General features: G+C 59.0%; 15 protein-coding genes and 3 tRNA genes. 6 read left to right on the top strand and 12 right to left on the bottom strand.

The annotated features are described in order from the left end of the window. Positions 1-5 precede the first annotated feature (5 nt). Positions 6-572: a pyridoxamine 5'-phosphate oxidase family protein gene (locus tag PG897_RS16045; protein ID WP_201881283.1), complete on the top strand. Its 567-nt coding sequence runs from the start codon at positions 6-8 to the stop codon at positions 570-572. 73 nt (positions 573-645) lie between these two features. Here the strand turns inward: PG897_RS16045 and PG897_RS16050 are convergent, their stop codons facing one another. From PG897_RS16050 to PG897_RS16105, 12 genes are all read right to left on the bottom strand, one after another. Continuing rightward, positions 646-1,836 carry a Bcr/CflA family multidrug efflux MFS transporter gene (locus tag PG897_RS16050; protein WP_017778872.1) on the bottom strand — a complete coding sequence of 397 codons (1,191 nt, stop codon included), beginning with the start codon at positions 1,834-1,836 and terminating at the stop codon, positions 646-648. A gap of 51 nt (positions 1,837-1,887) precedes the next feature. After that, positions 1,888-3,171, bottom strand: coding sequence for a hypothetical protein (locus tag PG897_RS16055; protein WP_017778873.1), 1,284 nt, complete (start codon positions 3,169-3,171; stop codon positions 1,888-1,890). A 187-nt stretch (positions 3,172-3,358) separates the two neighbouring features. Then, positions 3,359-3,919: a hypothetical protein gene (locus tag PG897_RS16060; RefSeq protein ID WP_017778874.1), complete on the bottom strand. Its 561-nt coding sequence runs from the start codon at positions 3,917-3,919 to the stop codon at positions 3,359-3,361. A gap of 131 nt (positions 3,920-4,050) precedes the next feature. Continuing rightward, positions 4,051-5,475, bottom strand: coding sequence for an FAD-dependent oxidoreductase (locus PG897_RS16065; RefSeq protein WP_201881295.1), 1,425 nt, complete (start codon positions 5,473-5,475; stop codon positions 4,051-4,053). Positions 5,476-5,571: 96 nt separating this feature from the next. After that, positions 5,572-6,390, bottom strand: coding sequence for an FTR1 family iron permease (locus tag PG897_RS16070; RefSeq protein WP_201881297.1), 819 nt, complete (start codon positions 6,388-6,390; stop codon positions 5,572-5,574). Beyond that, positions 6,390-9,359 (bottom strand): YncE family protein, encoded by a 2,970-nt coding sequence (locus PG897_RS16075; RefSeq protein ID WP_201881299.1) that lies wholly within the window; start codon positions 9,357-9,359, stop codon positions 6,390-6,392. The genes PG897_RS16070 and PG897_RS16075 overlap by 1 nt, the downstream gene beginning before the upstream one ends. 4 nt (positions 9,360-9,363) lie before the next feature. After that, entirely contained in the window at positions 9,364-9,813 is a 450-nt protein-coding gene (locus PG897_RS16080) for a hypothetical protein (protein ID WP_005302000.1), read from the bottom strand. Between the two features lie 117 nt (positions 9,814-9,930). Continuing rightward, the gene (locus PG897_RS16085) at positions 9,931-10,416 is read right to left on the bottom strand and encodes a YqhA family protein (RefSeq protein WP_005301997.1); all 486 of its coding nucleotides are present in this window, start codon (positions 10,414-10,416) and stop codon (positions 9,931-9,933) included. Positions 10,417-10,503: 87 nt separating this feature from the next. After that, the gene (locus PG897_RS16090) at positions 10,504-11,466 is read right to left on the bottom strand and encodes a DUF2955 domain-containing protein (protein WP_226013907.1); all 963 of its coding nucleotides are present in this window, start codon (positions 11,464-11,466) and stop codon (positions 10,504-10,506) included. Positions 11,467-11,495: 29 nt separating this feature from the next. Further along, complete coding sequence (locus PG897_RS16095; protein WP_025201552.1) at positions 11,496-12,602, bottom strand: HlyD family secretion protein; 1,107 nt, start codon at positions 12,600-12,602, stop codon at positions 11,496-11,498. A gap of 227 nt (positions 12,603-12,829) precedes the next feature. Continuing rightward, positions 12,830-12,905: transfer RNA gene (locus PG897_RS16100), tRNA-Asn, on the bottom strand. Between the two features lie 2 nt (positions 12,906-12,907). Beyond that, a tRNA-Asn gene (locus PG897_RS16105) sits at positions 12,908-12,983 on the bottom strand. Between the two features lie 494 nt (positions 12,984-13,477). Between PG897_RS16105 and dauA the strand changes: the two genes are divergently transcribed. From dauA to PG897_RS16130, 5 genes are all read left to right on the top strand, one after another. After that, complete coding sequence (dauA, locus tag PG897_RS16110; RefSeq protein ID WP_197069865.1) at positions 13,478-15,274, top strand: C4-dicarboxylic acid transporter DauA; 1,797 nt, start codon at positions 13,478-13,480, stop codon at positions 15,272-15,274. A 272-nt stretch (positions 15,275-15,546) separates the two neighbouring features. Continuing rightward, positions 15,547-15,634: transfer RNA gene (locus PG897_RS16115), tRNA-Ser, on the top strand. A gap of 91 nt (positions 15,635-15,725) precedes the next feature. Beyond that, complete coding sequence (locus PG897_RS16120; RefSeq protein WP_063625531.1) at positions 15,726-17,114, top strand: site-specific integrase; 1,389 nt, start codon at positions 15,726-15,728, stop codon at positions 17,112-17,114. 244 nt (positions 17,115-17,358) lie between these two features. Continuing rightward, the gene (locus tag PG897_RS16125; protein ID WP_199763661.1) at positions 17,359-18,531 is read left to right on the top strand and encodes a tyrosine-type recombinase/integrase; all 1,173 of its coding nucleotides are present in this window, start codon (positions 17,359-17,361) and stop codon (positions 18,529-18,531) included. Positions 18,532-18,729: 198 nt separating this feature from the next. Continuing rightward, positions 18,730-19,695 (top strand): site-specific integrase, encoded by a 966-nt coding sequence (locus PG897_RS16130; protein ID WP_149153970.1) that lies wholly within the window; start codon positions 18,730-18,732, stop codon positions 19,693-19,695. Positions 19,696-20,320: the final 625 nt, after the last annotated feature.

Genomic DNA, 20,320 nt, shown 5'->3' on the forward strand with positions numbered 1-20,320 from the left:
ACAAGATGGGACAACTGTTCGAGGCGCTCTCGCCGCGCCATGTGGCCTTCATCGAGGCACAGAAGATCTTCTTCGTCGGCACGGCGGCCGCAGAGGGGACGGTCAATCTCTCCTCCAAGGGCGGGGACTCGCTGAGGGTCATTGACCCCCACACCCTGGCCTGGCTCAACCTGACCGGCAGCGGCAACGAGTCGGCGGCCCATGTGCTGCAACATCCTCGCATGACGGTGATGTTCTGCGCCTTCGAGGGGGCGCCGCTGATCCTGCGGGCCTATGGCCGGGCGCGGGTGCTGCACCGGAGTGACCCTGAGTGGTCGTCGTTCCTGGCACGCTTTCCCCCAAGCGTCGCGGCCCGCCAGATCTTCCTGCTGGACATAGCGCGCGTCCAGGCCTCCTGCGGAATGTCGGTGCCGCTGTATGAGTACCAGGGGGACAGGGAGGATCTCGCCAACTGGTCCGAGCGCCAGGGCCGGGAGGGGATTGAAGCCTACTGGCGCAAGAAGAATCAGCTGAGCCTGGATGGGCTGGAGAGCGAGATCCTGGTGCGAAGCGGACTCTCGCCGGACCCTTGAGGGCCGCCACGCACACGCAAGCGAACACAAAAAAGCCCTGTCCATGGACAGGGCTTGGTCATTCTTGGGGCCCTCAGGCGCGCTTGCCGGTGAGCAGCCAGTAGCAGAGCGCCGAGCCGAATCCGCAGCCGGCGATGGCGATGGCCATGGGCAGCGGCGATTCGGGGGGATTGAGGTTGACCAGCACCCCCACCAGGGCGCCGATGCCAAAGCGCAAGGTGCCCGCCAGCGCCGAGGCGGTGCCCGCGGACTGCGGGAAGTGGCCCATCAGGCCGGTCATGGCGTTGGCCCCCACCAGGCTGATGTGGCCGACAAACAGCACCACCGGAATGACGATGCCCCACAGGCCGCCGGTCTGGCTCCAGGCGTTGTAGATGAGCAGGGCGCCGGCGCAGGGCAGCACCAGCAGGCCGTACTGCAACATGCGCTCGGCGCCCACCCCCTTCACCAGCCGGCTGTTGACGAAGGTGACCACCATCATCAGCAGGATGTTGAGGCCGAACAGCCAGCCGTAGTGCTCGGTCGGCACCTTGAAGTACTCGATGTAGACATAGGGGGAGGCGCTGATAAAGGCGAACATGCCCGAGCTCGACAGGGCGCCGCACAGCACGTAACCCATGGCGCCGCGATGGGATAGCACGCCCCAGTAGTTGCGCAGCACCTGGCCGAGGTTGAGGGGCTGCTTGTGCTCAGGCTTCAGGGTCTCCTGAATTTTCCACTGCATCACCAGGCAGATGAGCAGGCTGATGCCCATCAGCAGCCAGAAGATCACCCGCCAGTCGCTGTGGGCGCTGATGTAGCCGCCCACCACGGGTGCCACCAGCGGGGCGAGTGTCATCACCAGGATCACGAACGACATGGCGCGGGAGAAGGCCTCCTTCTCGAACAGGTCGCGCAGCAGCGCATTGACCACCACAGAGCCGGCCGCCCCGCCGGCCGCCTGCAACATCCGATAGGCCAAGAGCTCCGGCAGGGAGTCCGCCATGGCGCAGCCCACCGAGGCGATGGCAAACATCACCAGCCCCGCCAGGATCACCGGCTTGCGGCCATAGCTGTCGGCGAGCGGGCCATAGAACAGCTGGCCGATGGCAAAGCCGCCGAGGAAGGCGCTGATGGTGAGCTGGGCGCCGTCGATGCTGGTGGCCAGATCCCGGGCAATGGCCGGAATGGCGGGCAGGTACATGTCGACCGCGAGCGGCGTGAGGCCTGCCAGGGCGCCGAGCAGGATGAACAGGAAACGGGGGGAGAGGGGGGCGTGGGGCATAGGCTATCCAGTCTTGATGAGTGCGAAGTCAGGGAGTGACAAACATCCAGTCTACCAGTTTTGGTGACGGGGGTGATCCTGTATGCCGAGCCAGAGGCCGGGCTCGGCGTGAAAGCGGGGGGCAAACCAGACTCGCCGGCTACCTGCGGGCAGATCCTCCGGGCCGAGGGGACGTCGGCTGAGCCGGCAGGCCCCTTGCACCAATGCGAGGCGAGCATCCCCCTGATACCAGCCGTCGGTGACGGGCAGGGCCGTGGTCTCGCGCAGCAGCCGCACACCCCACTGGGTCACCAGCGCGGGGCACGCCTGCTCGGCCAGTCTGGCAGCCCGGGTCATGGCTGGTGCCGCCGGCGGGGTGAGGGTGCAGAGCAGCAGCACGAGGGCCCCCAGCATGGCCGCCAGCTCGCCCCGGCGCGGCAACCAGCCTGCCAGCAGCACCAGGCCGAGCAGGGTGATGGGGGCCAGATGGCGGGGATTGTCCGGGTTCTGACCAAACAGGGTCCATAGCAGCAGGGCAAGCCAGTAGAGGGACCAGGTCGGGGAGAGGGCGGCAGCGTGGCCCTTGCATCGTTGCCACAGCGGCTGCGCCAGCAGTCCCCCGCCAGCCAAAGGCCAAAGAGGGGTGAGCTGTTCGTTGAAGGTATTCGCCCAGCTTAGCAGCCGATCGCCGTGGGCCGCCGCCGTGTTGCCCCACAGGGTAAAGTGACCGTCGGTAAAGCGCCGCCCCTCGGCAAAATAGGCCCAGCCATCGGCCTGCCAGACGAAGAGCAGGCAGGCTAGCCCCACCAGCGTGATGGGGAGCAGAAAGTTAAGCCGCTGGCCTTTTTGTGCCATCCCCAGCCAAAGGGGCAGCAGGGCCAGCACGAAGTAGGAGGGGCGCAGCGCCAGCATCAGACCCAGCAGCAGACCCGCCAGCGCGATTTTGCGCTGTTGCAAGGCCAGGAGAGACCCGAGCCAGGCGGCGAGTGCAGGCCCGTCCGAGAGGCCGGAGAGAGCCAGGGTCGGGGTGAGCGGCAGGGCCAGCACCAGCAGCCAGACCGGCGCCAGCAGGCTGGGCCGTTGCCACAATCTGACCGCCAGCGAGGCGGCGAGCGGCGCCAGCAAACTGCTCCCCAACAGGCTTGCCCACTGCACCGCGCGGGCGGGGTCGTCCACCAGCAGATTGATCAGCCTCGCCAGCCAGATAAAGGCGGGGTAACCCGGAAAGTGGGGGGAGAACTCCAGCACGCTGAAACGCACCACCCCGTGGGCAAAGTTGAGGGCATCGTCGGAATCGAGGGCCACCGGGAAGGCCAGCAGCCAGCCAAGCCAGACCAGTTGTAGAAGGATCAGCAAGTAGGGTCGATTGGCGAAGCGTAATCGGCTGTGGTGACGCCCCCCTTCTCCCCTTGTGGGAGAAGGGTCGGGGATGAGGGGGGCCGTCGTCATCAATGAGAGGTCATCAAAGTGCGTAGGGTGGATAGCGCGCAGCGAAACTCACCGTTTGTCACAGCGAGATGGCGCAATGATTGGCAGATTGCCATCAGAGCGGTGCCAGCACGGCCATCAGCGCTTTTTCGGCATCGCTAAAGGCGGCTGAATCGGCGGGCTTGGCGCCCACCCCGAACACCCCAGGGTTGCCGATGGCATCGAGCACCTTGGCCAGCGCCTGCTCGGCGGCCTTGCGATCCCCTTCACTCAGGGAGGGGAGGATCAAATCGAGGAAGCGCTTGCTCTTGACCACCAGCACCTTGGCGGTCTGGTAGTCGCCAAGGTTCTGGCTGGCCCCCTCGAGGCGGCGCTCGATCTCCGCCTTGTAGGCCCGGTTGAGCAGGGCCGCGGTAGCCGCGGCGTCTTTGGCCTTGATGGCGGCCGCGAGCGGCGCTTGCAGCTCGACCTTGTGGTGCTCCTCCAGATAGGTCAGCTCCTCGGCAATCTCGCTCAAGGTGGCGCTGGCATCCTTGCCGTCAGTGGCGGCGCCCAGCAGCGCCTCGCGAGCATCGATCAGCGGCTCCTTGCCGGCAGCGGCGTAGGAGTAAGCCTGCGCCTGCCCGCTCAGGGCCAGCAGCAGGGTGAGGGCAAGTAAACCCGGGCGGATGGTCATCCTCTTCTCCTTGTTTGTTTATGGCGCGGCCATCAGGCCACGCTCTGGGTCTCAATCACGGTATTTTCGTTGCGATGGTTGAAGATGGCGTGGCGTCTGTCCACCCCGTCGATTACCACATTCAGGGGCCATCAGGCCACGCTCTGGGTCTCGATCACGGTGTTTTCGTTGCGATGATTGAAGATGGCGTGGCGTCTGTCCACTCCGTCGATCACCATGTCGGCGGCCATCATCCCCATCTCCATGGCGGTGTCGGTGAAGATGTAGCGGAATGTCCCCTGACGGCCGGTCATGATGAGGTTGGTGATGGGCATCAGCGCCTTGATGGCCTCGTTGCGGCGGGCCTGATAACCGAGGTCCATCAGCGGATAGGCGTACTCGCTGCGCGCCTCGAAGGTCTCATCGCCAAGCTTGGCGATATCGACGCCGAGGCTCGCCAGATCATCGGTAACCCGACCGCGCAGATCAGAGAGCGGCGCCTGCCAGGTGGCATCTCCCGGGTTGCAGGGGATCTCCAGCATCACCGAGGTCTGGCCCTGGGGTGCCATGAAGGGGCTGCGGCGGCGCGGCTCCTGCAAGCGGGTGGCCAGGATATGGGGGTCGGAGAGGTACTGCCAGGTGTTGTCCGACAGGTTCTCCTGTTTGAGCGGCATATTGACGAAGCGCAGCGACCGGTAGTGGAGATCGCACGGCAAGCCCAGATGTTGGCAGGTGAGCGGCAGCGGCAGGGTGGAGATCACCTGATCAAAGCGTGCGCTCTGCTCCACGTTATCTTGTGACCAATAAACCCGTTCAATGCGGCCATCAGCCTGCTCAAGGCGGGTGATGGTGGCGCCGGTTTTCAGCTCAACCCCTTCGGCAATCAGCCGCTCCCCCAGGGTGGTGAAGATCTGGCCGAAGCCGTATTTGGGGTAGCGGTACTTGCGGGCATAGGTGCGCACCGAGATGCTGCCGTTGCGTCTTGGCAGCAGGCGGCGCGCCACGTCTTTGAGATCGATCAGGCTGATGCGCTGGCCAGCCCAGTCGGCGGAGAGCTTATCCGGGTTGATGCCCCACAGTTTGCCGGTGTAGCCCTCGAAGAACTGGCGGTAGAGGGTGCGACCGAAGTGGCTCTGGATCCACTCGGCAAAGCTCGCCTTGGCGAAATCGGTGGGCTTCCTGGCAAAGGGCAACAGCAGCAGATCCTTCACCGCCCCGGCCATCAGGGACAGCGGCGCCGTCTTGAGCAGGTTGGGCAGGTTCAAGGGGTAGTCATAGGTGCGCCCGCCGAAGCGGATCACGCTCTTGCGCTCGGCGTGGAGCAGATCGTCGCCCATCAGCTCGTCGATAAAGGCGAGCAGTTCGGGGTTCTTGGTGATGAAGCGGTGGCCGCCGTAGTCGAAGCGGTATTCACCGTCGCGCCCCTTGAAGGTCTGGGTGGCGCACATGCCGCCCACCACGCTCTCCTGCTCGAACAGGGTGACCGCAAAACCGGCCTGGCGCAGGCGCCAGGCGGCCATCAGACCGGCCGGGCCGGCGCCCAGTACCGCTATGTGTTGTGTGTTGTTGTCGCTCATGACTCTGTTATCCGAAAAGCTGACCAAAAGAGAAGACGTTGAAAAGGCGGCCCCGCTGAGCCGCCTTGTCATCCGCTGCCGCGCCGCGCTGGGCGATCAGCGCTGGGGACGATAGTTGCGATGCCAGACGGTGACGAAGATCACCAGGTAGCTGGCCCAGGTCAGCAACTGCAGGCCGGCTGGTGAGGCATTGTAGCCAAACAGGGCGCGCAGGAAGGTACCAAATACCCCCTGATCGTCGAGAATGTGACTGATGTTGAAGACAGGCTCGGTCCAGAAGGTGATGAGCCCGGCTGCCTGCAGCATGTTGACGGCGGACGACAGCAGGCCGGCGGCGATGATGATGATGAGCAGGCCGGTCCAGCGGAAGAAGGGGGCCAGCGCCACCTTGCGGGTGGAGCGCAGCAGCCCCCACACCAGCACCACCGACAGCAGCAGGCCGCCCAGCGCCCCCATCAGCCCCTCGTGCAGATCCACCCCTTGCCCGGAGTAAACCAGGGCCGAGAAGAAGAGCACGGTTTCAAAGCCCTCACGCATCACCGCCAGGAAGGCGAGCAGCACCAGACCGAACAGGTTGCCGCCGTCGATGGCGGCATCGATGCGCGCCGTCATGGCCCCCACCTGGGATTTGGCCTGCTTCTGCATCCAGACCGCCATGTAGCTGAGCACCAGGGTGGCGAAAATCAGGATCCCCGCCATCAGCAAATGGTTGTAGCGCTCGCTCTCGAACTGGCTCACCACCACCTGGAACAGGAAGGCGACCACGAGAGAGGCAAGCAGGCCGAGCCCCACCCCCAGATAGACGAACTTGTTGTAGCGGCTCGCTCCCAGCTTGGCGAGGTAGGAGAGGCAGATGCCAACCAGCAGGAAGGCTTCCAGCCCCTCGCGCAGGGTAATGAGAAAACTTGCAAACATCAGGTGTGAGGCTCCGTAGCGGGCGTGACGGGGAGAGGCTGCAGGGTGAGTTGCAGCCGATTGAGTAGCACTATGGGTGGCTCCGGCAAGCTCGGCTCGGCGGCGCGCACCGCATCATTGACCCACTTGGGGTAGGTGCGGAAATTGAGTTTGATATCGGCCTTGAAGGGCCCCTGGGCATCCGCCGGCAGCGGCCAGGCTTCATCGCGCCAGCCATCGGCCGGAATGCGGGTATCTTCAAGGAGCTTGGCGTAGCGCCAGAACTTGAGCCCCACCGGCTTGCCCTCGGCGTCGCCGAACACTTTTCTGAACAGTCGCGCATCTTCAGGGACGGCGCCATCCACCGGCTGGCCGCTGGCAAGCACTAGCTTGCCGCTGGCGTCGGTGACGGTCAGCTCCAGCCAGAGTTCACGGAAATCGGCGACCCCGGTGGGCAGGGCGTGGCCGGCGCCGGTATTGGCGACCCGCACCACCAGCGCGGGCTGGCCGCTCTGGTTTTCAATGCGGGCAGAGAGGGTGGCGCTTGAGCGCAAGAGCGCCAGGCTCTCCTGCTCGAGCGCGGGATTGCGCAGCCCCACCAGCTGGTGCTGGGCGCCGGTAAAGTTGTGGCGATAGAGCCGCGCTTTCACTGTGCCGTTTTCGGTGGACTGGCCGGCCACCGGCGCGCCGCCGTTGCCCGGTGTTGGGTTCATGTGACAGTCGATGCAGGTGCGCCGCTTGGCGGGATCCTCCGCCTTGGCGAAGCTGGATTTCTCCCACTCGTCCCAGGTGTTGACGATGTTGGCGCCGGTACCGGGAGCAAACTCGTTGTGGCAGGACTTGCACAGGGCCGCGTCGCGGTAGAAATCCTTCTGGTAGGAGGCCTTGTGCATGGCGGGGCGGGCGTTGATCTGCCGTTCCGCCAGCCAGTGCTTGAGGCTGCCACCGGCGGCATCCTCGAACACATAGCTCTCGCGGTCTTTCAAATTCACGGTAAAGGCGCTGTTGCCGCCGGCATCTTCCACTTTGGTGATGCGATGGCAGAGCACGCAGCCAGTCCCTTCCTCCACCACGGGTTCGCCTTTCTGGTGGGCGGCAATGAGCGAGGCGCCGCCTTGCTCGAACATGTGGGAGCCCTTGGGCAGATCCTGCTGGCCGTTCAGTACCTGCTGGGGCATGTGGCAGCCCTGGCACCACTGACCGAAGGCTTCGCCCTCGGTTTCGCGGGCCAACGCCTGCACCACCTTGTAGTAGGGGTGGGAGTTGCCCATCAGTCGGTGGTTGCTCTCGCTCCAGTCCTGGAACGCCTGTTGGTGGCAGTTCTGGCAGGAGGCGGAGTTGAGCCACTCCCTGGGATGGGTGGTCGGCGCCTTGGCGGGATCCGTGCGCGGGGCATCGAGCCTGAGCCAGTTGGCAAGATAGGGGAGGTTGCCATCGGCGGTGACGAAGGCGTGCAGATCCTCCATCATCGCCTTCACCTCGGGCTGAGGCCTCGCGGGGTCGACCGCTTCGGCGCCATCGCGGGTGTCATGGCCCATGCCGCCCTGGGTCTGCTGGGTCATGCGCAGGTATTCGCCAATAAAGTCACCCGCCACCATGTTGACGAGGTTGGCGTGGCCGTTGATGGCATTGTCGCCGCTCTGCTGGCGGTGGGCCGCCATCAGATAGCGGTTGGTGAAGTTGAACCCGTCCAGATGGCAGGAGTTGCAGCTCATCCAGTTGTCCCCCGCCATGGGGAAGCGGCTGTTGGCGGCGGTGTTGCCCAGATTGAACAACCGCTCGCCGCGCTGAAGCGCTTCGGGGCGCGGATCCGTCTCGACCAGCTTGGCGAAGTGGGGGACATCCACTGTGACCCGGGCGAAGGGGCCGCTGCCGCCGGTGTTGAGGCGGGTGAGATCCTGCCCCATGACGTTGTGTACCAGGATGTGGTTGCCGTCTACAAACAAGTCCCGCGGATTCTGGCCCGGCAGGTGGCGAAGGAGCTGGGTCGCCTTGGCGCCGCCCTGAAACTTCTTGCGTCTGTGGCGGTTGCTGTTCTGCTTGCCGCTGCGCGACAGGTCGAACACCAGCAGGTCCTCCGAACCCGCCAGGGTCAGGTAGACCCGCTTGCCATCGGCGGCGAAGCGCGCCGCGAACGGGTTGGAGACGATCTGGCTGCGGTTGCCGACGCTGGGCAGGTTGATCTGCAAGAAGAGCTGCTTTCTTTCATCGACCCGCTCTTTCTCTTCATCCAGATCGATGATGGAGACCGCCGGGAAGACGGTGCTCTGAAACTGGAAGGGGTGGTCGAAACTCCACAGCACGTGGGGCAGCCAGGCTTCGCTGCCATCGGGGGAGAGGGTGATGCCGTCCAGCAGGCGCGGCAAGCCCTGCGAGTCGCTTGGGGTGTCGCTGTGGGTCTCGGCCAGGGTGATGAGCTTGGGCTTGGGCAGGGTAGCGCCTTTGGCGCCCTTCTCAAGCTTGGCGAGATCATAGATGGCGAGCTGGCCGGTCATGGCGTGGGTGAGCAGCAGGCGATCGTCGTCGGTCAGGGCCAGCCCGCGGGGTGTCTCGGCGGTTTCTGCATCCAGCTGCAGCTTGCCCGTGGTGTCATAGGCCTGCAGGCGGCCTGCTTCGAACAGCGTGACCCAGAACCACTGCCGTTTGGAGTCGAAGATGACCCCGTAGGGACGATGGCCGGTGGGGATCGCCTTGTCCAGGTCGAGATCATCATCCAGCAGCAGCAACCGATCGCCACTGTAATCGGTGACCAGCAGGGTGCCATCGTCGGTGCGGGCCAGCTGGCGCAGATCGCCCCCCAGTTGTGCCTCTTTGAGTCGCTTGCCGCTGTCGCGCTCAAGCAGGGTGACCGAGCCTGCGCTCTGGTTGGCGGTGACGAGGCGCGGGGCGTTCCCCTCGTCATAGGCAATCATGGCGGCGCCCATCTCCTGGGCCGAGGCGGTCCCCAGCAGCAGGGTGGCCAACATCAGGGATAACAACAACTTCAACATAAGGTCAGGTGCGCCATTTCAAGATGGTCCAGCGCCAGGCGTGGCGCAGCACCAGGGGGGTCAACGCGAGGGCGCTCAGCCAGTGGGCCCAGCTGGCAAGGTTGCCGAGGCTATCGCCCGGGGTGCCGTGCAATACCAGCAGCAGTCCGCTGGCCAGACAGACCAACAGCAGGGCTTCGATGATGCGGCCCGTGGTGCGCAAGAATGGCTTGCGGCTTTTGCGCAGCAGGCTGCGATGGGAGAGCCAGAACGCGCCGAACAGCAGGGGGAACAGGGTGAGCGAGAGGGCGACGTGCAGGAACAGATTCCAGCGTGCCAGCGACCAGAGCGGGGTCAGCGGTTCCCACAGCAGCAGGCCGGAGAAGAACATCAGATAGAGGGAGCCCTCGGCGGCCTGATGGTGATAGGCCAGCCACTGCCAGCAGTGTCGTGGTGAGAGGGAAAGGCTTGTCATAGGTGCTCCAACGCCCGGGCAGTTCAGCCCGGGGGAGCAAGTTTACAATGCAGTAAAGGTAATGAAAAGAGTTATCAATTCGGCTCTTGATGAATAAAGGCTGAATGAAAACCGGCGCTACTTGTGGTCCGCCAGCCGCTCGGTGACCGCGTAGATGAGCGCTGCGGTGGAGAAGGCGAGGAAGACGATGACCGACCACTTCATCTCAATCTCGTTGCCGGTACCGTCGGTCAGGAAGGCCTTGAGCACCTCGATCCCGGCGATGGTGACCAGGGAGTTGATGACGATGAGTTTGAGGGAGGCGAAGTTGATCTTGCTGAGCCAGTTGTCGCCAAGGGCTGCCCGCTGCTCCGGGGTCTTGATGAACTGCACGTAGCCGCAGATGGCCACCAGGATCAGCATCTGGGCCACCAGCACGAAGTCCACCAGGGTCAGCACCCCTGTGATGAGATCCAGATAGGGGATGTCGATGATGTCGCGACACAGCTCATAGAGCTGCATGGCGAACTTCACCATCAAGAGGGCGACACAGACAAGGATGCAGACATAGAAGGGAAACATCATCAACCGGCTGCCATTGAGCATTAAGTTGAAACGGCGCATAGAAACTCCTGAATCGAGTGGGGGTCGCAAAGGGCAAAGCATGTCTCTACCCTCTGACAATAAACGGTCTGGACAAGATGATGTCGTTCAAGCGGGACATGACTTATCGGTTGATGTGGTCAAGAGATGCACAACCAGAGTGCAATAGAGGACGACCAGCAACAGCGTCGCGAGTCGATCCCATACCAGGTGCAGCCCTTGCTGATATTGGGGCAAGGCTGTTCCCAGCAAAGTGATGTAAACCGTCATTGCGGTTTGTACCACCACTTTGGGCCAGGCTGCCGCCAACCGTCCCGCCAGCCAGATGCTGCCGGCGAGCGCCAGCAGTGACAGGATCAGGGGAGACTGGCTGATGTAGGCCAGCAGGATCACCGGGGTAGCCAAGGCCGCCGCCAGCAAGTTGGCCTGCAGCAGTGGTTTGCTGTTCATTCGTGTCAGATGGGGGTCGCTGGCGCGCAGCAGGTTGGCAATCGTGGCCCCGATCAAGATGGCACTGCTGTCTTGCAGCCAGATGGCGATACCGATGGCCAGCAACAGAGCGGCGCTCTTTCCCAGGATCAGCATCACCCTTTCATCACCGCGCATGGCGGTCAGGGGAATTAGCGGAGGGGAAGGCCGGGGCCAGATGGCAAAAGCCAGCAGACACCATAAATAGGCGATCAGAAAGGCTTTTCCCATCAACACGGGGAGTGCCAGGACCAGCGATGGCTGGCTTTGTACCAGCACCATCGTCATCGACGACACGATCAGCACCAGCAATCCGGGCAGATCATCAGGGTTCTTGCCAAGGCGGGCAAAGGCCAGAACCACAACCGCAGCCATGGCCAGCCAGAAAGCGACGGGATTGGTGCCGACCACATGTGCAAGAAAACAGATGAGCGCGGTACAGCCGACGATCAGTGCCAGCATTCTCACTACCATCATCAGCGGCAGGCGCGTCGGACTCAGCATCAGCATGATGACGATGAACATGGGGATCAGAAAGGGCAAGGCCTGACCCGTGGCCAGGGTAACCGCCAGTGCCGCCATGGGAATGACGCCAAGACGCATGCTGCATTGCCACCACGCTTTGTTCATCATCAGGCAATATAGGTCAGCAGGCTGACAACACGGATCCAGCCGGCGGCAATCGTATCCATTATGCCCACCTTGTTGGGATAGAAAATGACGGTGGCCTGGGAGCCATAGCGCAACCCGCGGGGGAGTGCCTCATCCAGTACCAGGCTCACTGGAAACTGGCGCGCACTGGGGCTGTTTTGTGGTGCCGTGAGCAGACCGGTGGTCTGGTCTGTGGTGGTATTGCCAGCACTGCCCCATCCCAGGGTATCGAGGTGAGCTTTGAAGACGCGGCCGGGGAGCACATCGAAGACCACTTCGGCCTTGATGCCCGGTCGCAGGTACTCCAACGAGTTCTCGGGCAGCATACAGCTGATCCAGACCGCCGAGGTATCGATGAAGGTCATTGCCGGACTTCCCACGGCGGCATACTGGCCTGGCGCCAGCTGTATGTTGGTAATGGCCCCCTTGTTGGGCGCTTTGACCGTGGTGCGAATGAGATCGAGTCTGGCTTTGGCCAGGGCGGCCATCGCTTCTTTCAGCTTGGGATTTTCATTGCCGGCGGGCCCGAGGCTCTGCTCTGCACGGCGCAACTCTGCCTGTGCGGCCGCCAGGGAGGCTATGGCTTGCTGCAAGGTTGCCGTCGCCTGATCCCGCTGCGCGATCGACATGACCCCTCGTTTGGCCAGCTCGACCACCCTGGCGGCATTGTCGGCAGCGTTATCCTTGGCCGATTTGGCCTGTACCACCTTGGCCTGGGCGGTTTGCACCGCGGCAGTGTCAGCCCCGATCGATTGCCCGACAGCTGCCACATGGGCTTCAGCTTGGGTGACGGCAATCAGATAGGGCTCCTGGTTGATTTGAAACAGAGGCATGCCGGCGGAAACCTGCTGATTGTCACTGACTTCCACCGCAGTCACCCGTCCGGCCACCTCGGGGGCCAGGCGGATCAAAAAGGCCTGCACCGTACCCTGACTGCTCATCGGGGTCAGGCGTTGAGCAAACAGCACATAGACCAAGACGATCAAGGCAAGCATGACCAATTGCAGCGTAAGACGCCGGACGGGATCTTTTGGCTGCTTGGTGGCTTGAGCAGGCACAGCTTCTTTTTGCATCGCATCCTCAGACATGCCAAGGGGTCCTTTTGACGGTGTGAACAGGGGCGGTAATTGTGATAACGAATATCCGGCAGAGGCAAGCAAAAAAGCAAGGGTGATGTCGTGAAAGGGCACGTAAGGAGAGGATGCCGACCCCCGGGCTGAGGCCGTTCGGTGAAAGTACAAGCCACGGTAGCCTGTATGGCAGCTTCGAACGTTGGATACGAAAAAGCCCAGCCATAAGGCTGGGCTTTCGAATGTGGCTCCCTCGACAGGACTTGAACCTGTGACATACGGATTAACAGTCCGCCGTTCTACCGACTGAACTACGAGGGAATTGGCTCCTCCTACTGGACTTGAACCAGTGACATACGGATTAACAGTCCGCCGTTCTACCGACTGAACTAAGGAGGAATTGCCTGTCTCGTCGAGACGGTGCGGATATTAATGGCCCGTCCGCCGAGTGTCAACCCGCGATCCGCTGCAAAAAGGGGATTTCGGACCGTTTGCCCAAAACTTGGTCGCTGCGGACTATTTTCAGCACAATCAGCAGCTTGGAGAGAGTCTCGCAGGCTCGCCAAGGGGGAAGCCGCCGAGTAAGGAGGGAGGTAGACGAAATGCATTGGCTGCCGGGACAAGATGAGGGAGGGGCGAGCGCCGGCACCGTATCCGACGGGCAGATATAAAGAGGGGGAGGGAGCACGACAAGAATAAGGAAGGGAAAAATTGGTTAGCAGGCGAAGTGAGTGTGCTGCGTAATGGTGAGAAAAGTGGTCGATATGCTGACTATCACCGGCAATATTGCGTGGTAACGGTCATTCATTGATCCCGCCCATCGAAATATTTCATCGGCTGGGGTATGGTTGGCCAGGATACCATCGCCGTGTCGACAGCTCTGCCGGCCCTTGATGATGATCGGGCGCCGGTTCAATCCGGCCTTTATCTCCCTCTTCTGGTATTACGAATACATGCACAACCAAGCACCTTTGCAAAGCGTGAAGCTGGCCATTGCTTTACGCCAATCCTGTATTGACGAACCCTACAGCGTTCCCCGCTTCGGCCGCGACCTGATCGCCGGCATCACGGTCGGCATCATCGCCATTCCGCTGGCCATGGCGCTGGCCATTGCCAGTGGTGTGCCGCCCCAGCACGGTCTCTATACCGCCATCATCGCCGGTATCGTCATCGCCGTGACCGGTGGCTCCCGCTTCTCCATCTCGGGGCCGACCGCCGCCTTCGTGGTGATCCTCTATCCGGTGGCCCAGCAGTTCGGCGTGGGTGGCCTGTTGATGGCGACCCTGATCTCGGGCTTTTTCCTGGTGGCCATGGGGGTGGCCCGGCTCGGACGCCTCATCGAGTACATTCCGCCTTCGGTGACCCTGGGCTTTACCGGTGGTATCGCCATCGTGATCGCCACCTTGCAGATCAAGGACTTCTTCGGTCTGCAGGTGCCCGAGATGCCGGAGACCTATATTGGCAAAGTCGAGGCACTGGCCCATGCCCTGCCCAGCTGGCAGTGGGGGGATACGCTGGTGGGGGTTGCGACCCTGGCGGTGCTGCTGCTCTGGCCGCGCCTGCGTCTGCCAGTGCCCGGCCACCTGCCCGCCGTGCTGGTGGGGGTGGGCCTTGGCTTTGGCCTGCATCAGTTCGGGGTGGACGTGGCCACCATCGGCAGCAAGTTCAGCTATACCCTGGCCAACGGTAGCCAGGGCATGGGGATCCCGCCCATTGCGCCGACCCTGGTGATGCCATGGGCCCTGCCGGGGCCGGATGGTTCGCCGGTGGAGTGGAACCTGGCCGCCATCGAGCGCCTGCTGCCCGCGGCTTTCTCCATGGCGATGCTGGGGGCCATCGAATCCCTGCTCTGCGCCGTGGTACTGGATGGCATGACGGGTCGCAAGCACAGCTCCAACGCCGAGCTGGTGGGGCAGGGGCTTGGCAACATAGTCGCTCCCTTCTTCGGCGGCATCACTGCCACCGCCGCCATTGCCCGTTCCGCCGCCAACGTGCGGGCCGGGGCAACCTCTCCCATCTCCGGCATCGTGCATGCGCTGGTGGTGCTGGCTGCCATCCTGGTGCTGGCGCCCTGGCTCTCCTGGCTGCCGCTCTCGGCCATGGCGGCCCTGCTGCTCATCGTCGCCTGGAACATGAGCGAGGCGCACAAGGTGGTGGAGCTCATTCGCCGCGCCCCCAGATCCGACGTGCTGGTGCTGCTGGTCTGCCTGTCGCTGACCGTCATCTTCGACATGGTTATCGCCATCACCTTCGGGGTGATCCTCGCCTCCCTGCTGTTCATGCGCGAGATTGCCAAGATGACCAAGCTGCACAATCTGGCGGATCACAAGCGCTATGCCCAGGAAGTGCCTGAGCAGGCGCTGCTCTACAAGGTCAACGGCCCGCTGTTCTTCGCGGCCGCCGAGCGGGTGTTCGGCGAGCTGGTGGCCCAGGTCAAGGGACACAAGCTGCTGGTGCTGCAGATGGAGGCGGTTTCCATTCTGGACGCGGGTGGCCTCTCCGCCTTCCTGCAGTTTGAAAAGCAGATGGCCAAGGCGGGGGTGCAATTGCGGGTGGCCGAGCTGCAGTTCCAGCCACTCAAGACCCTGGCGCGCGCCAAGGTGCGTCCGGTGCCCGGTCAGCTGGAATTCTACGGCTCGCTGGAAGAGGCACTCAAAGGCGAGCATTTGCACGAAGCGGCTGGAAATTGATTGAAAGGGATACGAAACGGCAAGTTTTTAGTCACTTGGTTCGGATAATGAGCAAACGAACGCAAAAAGTGAAAAATTGCATTGACCGCATGCCGTCGTATCCCGTACATTACGCCCCGCTCCAGCGCAACGGCGCAACGAACGAGGTGCTGGCTGAGCACATTAAACAACAGACCAAAATTGGGTGAGGTGACCGAGAGGCTGCCCACCGACGAAGTCGGCAAGATGCACACTCAGCGTGCTCCGAAAGCCACTTCAAGAAGTAAAAATTTGGTGAGGTGTCCGAGTGGCTGAAGGAGCACGCCTGGAAAGTGTGTATACGGCAACGTATCGAGGGTTCGAATCCCTCCCTCACCGCCAAATTGATTGTGAATCAACCCCATGAATTTCATGGGGTTTTTTCGTTTCTGGAGGAGCGAAAAGGCCAGTGTCACTATGAGGTGTCACGATCATGCCGAGCTACCTGCTGAAAAACCGAAACGGAAACTACTACACCCGCATTCCGTTTCCCCAATCCCTCCGCCTGTTAGGCTGCCCCCTAGAGATCCGAGTCTCCCTGCTCACCAAGGATCGCAGTGAAGCCACGCTACGCAATCTGGTTGCAGCACATGGCATCAAGATAATGATGGGCAGATTACCCGCTCTCTTGAGGACTGACAGCCATCAGCCGACGACCCGTTTTCGAGACCTTATCGCGCCGGATCTGGCTCGCTTACGCCAACAACTGCTTTCCTCTGCTAACGGGCTTATTCAGTCGTCCCCACTTCCTTATAGTCAGCCCGATGACGTGTCAGCAGCATCCTGCTGCGACTCTCCAATGAGGGCATCGCAGTTACAGCCGTCTCTTGAGCCGATGCAGCACCTTGATCCGGTTACAGTGCCCAAGGCAATGGGCCAGTTGCAGGCTGAGTTTCTGGAGCGCAAATCGAATGAAAAAATCTCATCACGTTCGCTCCAGCAGCTCCAGACTCGTACAACAGCACTTATCAACGCTGTGGGTGGTGGCTTCTTCGTACAGGCTTTGAAATTCAGGCATGTAGATCAGTTTGTTCAGGAGCTGGCGACCAGTAAGGGACTGAAGACTGTGCGTGAATACAAGGCGGCCTGTACCCAGATGCTGAATTTTGCTGTGCAGATGGAATATACGGCCAAAAATCCATTTGATCAGGTCAAAATAAAATGTGCGCAGCCGACCCCACGACAGCGCTGGGAGCCCACCCAGCTCAGGGCATTGTTCAGCTCGGTAAACTTCACCCAGCACGCTTACAGCAACGTCGATGACTATTGGATACCCTTGGTACTACTACACACTGGCGCACGGCCTGCGGAGATCTGTCAGCTACGTGTCAGTGATGTGATGACCCAGAATAATATCGCTTGCCTCAACATTACCGACGAGGGAGAGGCGCAGTCGATCAAAAACGGCAACAGCAGGCGACTCGTACCCATCCACAGCAGGTTGATTGCGCTGGGATTCCTGCATTATGTCGAATTACGACGTAGGCAGGGCCATGTGCAGCTATTCAGTTGTACGGCTACAGGGGAGTTTGGCGAATGGACCAAAAATTTCGAGTGCCGCTTCTCCCGCTACCTGGGGAAACTGGGATTTGTGGCGGGGCAACGACCTACCGCCTATGGGTTCCGTCACACCGTTATTGATGAGCTGCAACAGCGTGATACACCCGAACATGCGGTCGCAGACCTGGCAGGACATAGCAAAATTGGTTTTACCTATCGCCATTATGGAAAAAAATCCACAGTGCAGCGTTTGCAGGCTGTAGTAGAACAATTAGATTTTTCTGATGCGCTTAAATTTGTTCTCCCTCACCGCCCAGAATAAGATTATTAAATAATATAAATAATTTCATCTGGACTATTTATATTGTTTTTTCTGGTGATGAATGACGCACATTAGGAATATCTAATAACCTGTCTTAAATTTCACTGAGATATTAGTAAAAATGGATATTGACAAGCCTGAAAAAATGTGATTTTGCATGTTGACATGTCGTTTTGATGCGGTTAGTCTCACCGCAAATGACATGAGGATGGAGTTAATGGCGTATAGAAAAAACAGGATGGCAATGACGATTGAAGTGGCACTAAAAAATAATGTTCTTATTATGAAGCCGGCATATGCGCCAGCTACATTTAAGGCTTTTCGTCGCAAATCTGAACAGCTGAATAAATGGATTGGTAGGCAGATTATCTCTGATGTGACCGCAACCGACATGGGCCTCTTTTTGGCTAGGTTGCATCAGGAATATAGTAACAAAACTGTAAATCACTATCTCTCAATCTTGCGGCAGATATTCACTCGGGCTGTGGACGATAGGCTGATTGCCATGAGTCCGATACAAAATATAAAAACGTGTAAAACATCTTCCAACGATCCCGATCCATTTTTACAGCATGAGATCCAGGCTCTGAGGAGTTGCGAGGAGCATTACCCGATTGAGGTGGCATTAATCACCCTGGGAATCGGTACTGGGCTGCGAATTAGCGAACTCATGGCTCTTACTGTCGAGTCAATTGATCTGAATAAGCAGCAGCTGTTTATCGATTTAGCGCTGGTGGATAAGGAATTTAAAATCCCAAAAACCAGGGAGTCAAAACGGGTCATTGAACTGTGTGGCTGGACTCTGAGCGCAGCCAAAACACTGGTTGAGTATGCCCATCAAAGACAACCTCAGTTAATTACTGTATTACAAGCGGACAATAAAAAATCTTTACAGATGTATAGAACCTTATTGGCGTATTCGCAGGAAGAAGATCGGCCCTATGTCTCTGTTGACGATTTTCGGGAGGCATTTTTTAGGCCCTATTGTGAACGAGTAGCTGTACGCTATCGAGGGCCTAGCCAATTCCGCCACACCTATGCGAGTCAGATGCTCACTGCGGGCGTCTCTGTAGAGCGGATTGCCCGTAAAATGGGGCTAACCAGTACCGCCATGATATATAGGCACTACGGGAAATGGATTGTAGAGGATGCACCTGATTATGATGCCGTTGAGGATACTGTGCTGGACCGCTGTTTTAATGGTTTTACGAAACTGGAACCAGCTACGATAGCTAAATCCGACGAGTCTCATCAGTGTTATGGTTCAGACACTGCGTCTATAGACGATAGTGATTCGAGAATACACGATATTTCCGTTAATAGCTCATCTACATTACATATGGATGATAGGCGGATGGCAGCTATACATAAATTGAGCCAGCGATGGGGAGTAGACAAAAACAATATATTCTTATAGGTCAAGTGGTTTTATTTAACTAACAACAAATCCACGATATAATACTGTATGCAATAATTCAATTATTGTAGTGATACCGTTCACTATCATTTTACGATAAACGTTACGTGAGGTGTTATCCTATATGGCTGGCGCTCATAACTGTTGCGTTAAGATAATAGATTTTAAATAGGGGCCGAAAAGAGCCCTAGGAGATATATGACTACCAAAAAGACTGAGTTTGAGTATACGAAGCTGGCTGAATTTTTTTACCAACGCCTTGAAAATAGGGCGATACCACTCACGGCAAAAAATATTTCTAATGAATTGCTAGCCTGTGCACCAGATTACCGACCAGGGTATTGGCGGAGACTGCGATGTGCTCTGGCATATCACCAGAATATGCTGGGCTATGTTGATGCTGCCGAGCGTATTCGGAGGGCGAAAAACCCTGTGACTGCACATGGTAGTAATTTATCAAAAAAATCCAGACAGCCCCGCGCGAGGGCGATCAATCAGGCAGATGAGGATGCTCTGAAATCATATTTTAACCAGCGTGGTGACATTAGTATGGTTTCTGCCATCCTCATTTTTAAAAACGCAGGTATTAGACCCGCAGAGCTTTCAGGTCTGAGAGTGGATGGAAATCGGCTTATTGTGACGGGCGCTAAAAAAAGCCATAGCGGACAACGGGGGGCAGACCGCACTTTACTGTTGGATGGCATCGATTCTGGCCTGCTCAGATATTGTGTCATGCAGGCGAAACGAGTAGACATTGGTGTGATGCAGGACAGGCTGCGGGCTGCTGGTAAAAAACTATGGCCTAGGCGTAGGGCTCTACCCACATTTTATAGCTGGCGTCACCAGCTCGGCTCTGAGCTCAAAGGTTCCGGAATGGACCGCCAACGTATTGCATATTTGATGGGCCATCAGGCCACTGGCTCTGTTGACCGTTATGGCAATAGGAAATTGGCTAGAGGTGGGCGACTGCCTAGCTGCCCTGCTGATGCCGATTTAAGCGGAATTCGTATGACTCACAGTCAGCTATCAGCGGATAATACACATTATATCAAGCCTGAGTCTCCAGTAATAAATCAGGTCAATAATAATTCTGTGGGGAATAGAGGATTGGCCGCATTCATACGCAGAGGGAAAAATGAATCCAGTGGGAATGATTTATCATAGTCAAAAAACTCAGGGCTAATTATCTAAATGCAATCATTTTAAAATGGGAGGAAGTTGACAATACACAACATGGTAATGCCGACTGCCACACACGTAAGTACGAGGCGTGATACCACGTAAGAACGCGTTTTAAAACCATACTTACGCGCACAAAAGTGCGTAAGTATGGGGATGTGGTGAGAGTAGCGAACCCGTAACCCCCGTAGTGAGCTTGCGAACGCAGTGGGGTGGAGAATCCCTTTTTATGGATGGCATGGAGCGGGAAATGTGGAATGACTTAGGAACCTGATATATGTGTCCAGGTGGAGTCTGACGAAGGAGGAACAACCTTGATACATATATTGGTGACGGGGCATCCATATTTATTGCGCAATGCCATTTATAAAAACTGTTTAGATGATTATTTATTATTACACAAAACGCAGTCATGACATCGCTTGATGCTGATCAATCGAGGGCGTTTAGATAACAACCAATATCTAACCAGCAGAATTTATGACAACCGAAAAGGCACAATATTTTTTAACTAAATAGAGGGAATAGAAAAACGGGAATTCAGATAATAAGTGCGACACTCATGGATGAATGGCGAGAGGTGGCCAACTGCTGATTGGTGGTACCCTTC

This window comes from Aeromonas sp. QDB20 (assembly GCF_027707805.1).
GTDB lineage: Bacteria > Pseudomonadota > Gammaproteobacteria > Enterobacterales > Aeromonadaceae > Aeromonas > Aeromonas dhakensis.

Coding starts and splice junctions, on each gene's coding strand:
- PG897_RS16085 (WP_005301997.1), bottom strand. CDS start 10,416: ATGCGCCGTTTCAACTTAATGCTCAATGGCAGCCGGTTGATGATGTTT.
- PG897_RS16060 (WP_017778874.1), bottom strand. CDS start 3,919: ATGACCATCCGCCCGGGTTTACTTGCCCTCACCCTGCTGCTGGCCCTG.
- dauA (WP_197069865.1), top strand. CDS start 13,478: ATGATGATCGGGCGCCGGTTCAATCCGGCCTTTATCTCCCTCTTCTGG.
- PG897_RS16050 (WP_017778872.1), bottom strand. CDS start 1,836: ATGCCCCACGCCCCCCTCTCCCCCCGTTTCCTGTTCATCCTGCTCGGC.
- PG897_RS16090 (WP_226013907.1), bottom strand. CDS start 11,466: ATGCGTCTTGGCGTCATTCCCATGGCGGCACTGGCGGTTACCCTGGCC.
- PG897_RS16065 (WP_201881295.1), bottom strand. CDS start 5,475: ATGAGCGACAACAACACACAACACATAGCGGTACTGGGCGCCGGCCCG.
- PG897_RS16080 (WP_005302000.1), bottom strand. CDS start 9,813: ATGACAAGCCTTTCCCTCTCACCACGACACTGCTGGCAGTGGCTGGCC.
- PG897_RS16070 (WP_201881297.1), bottom strand. CDS start 6,390: ATGTTTGCAAGTTTTCTCATTACCCTGCGCGAGGGGCTGGAAGCCTTC.
- PG897_RS16075 (WP_201881299.1), bottom strand. CDS start 9,359: ATGTTGAAGTTGTTGTTATCCCTGATGTTGGCCACCCTGCTGCTGGGG.
- PG897_RS16045 (WP_201881283.1), top strand. CDS start 6: ATGGGACAACTGTTCGAGGCGCTCTCGCCGCGCCATGTGGCCTTCATC.
- PG897_RS16120 (WP_063625531.1), top strand. CDS start 15,726: ATGCCGAGCTACCTGCTGAAAAACCGAAACGGAAACTACTACACCCGC.
- PG897_RS16095 (WP_025201552.1), bottom strand. CDS start 12,602: ATGTCTGAGGATGCGATGCAAAAAGAAGCTGTGCCTGCTCAAGCCACC.
- PG897_RS16130 (WP_149153970.1), top strand. CDS start 18,730: ATGACTACCAAAAAGACTGAGTTTGAGTATACGAAGCTGGCTGAATTT.
- PG897_RS16125 (WP_199763661.1), top strand. CDS start 17,359: ATGACGATTGAAGTGGCACTAAAAAATAATGTTCTTATTATGAAGCCG.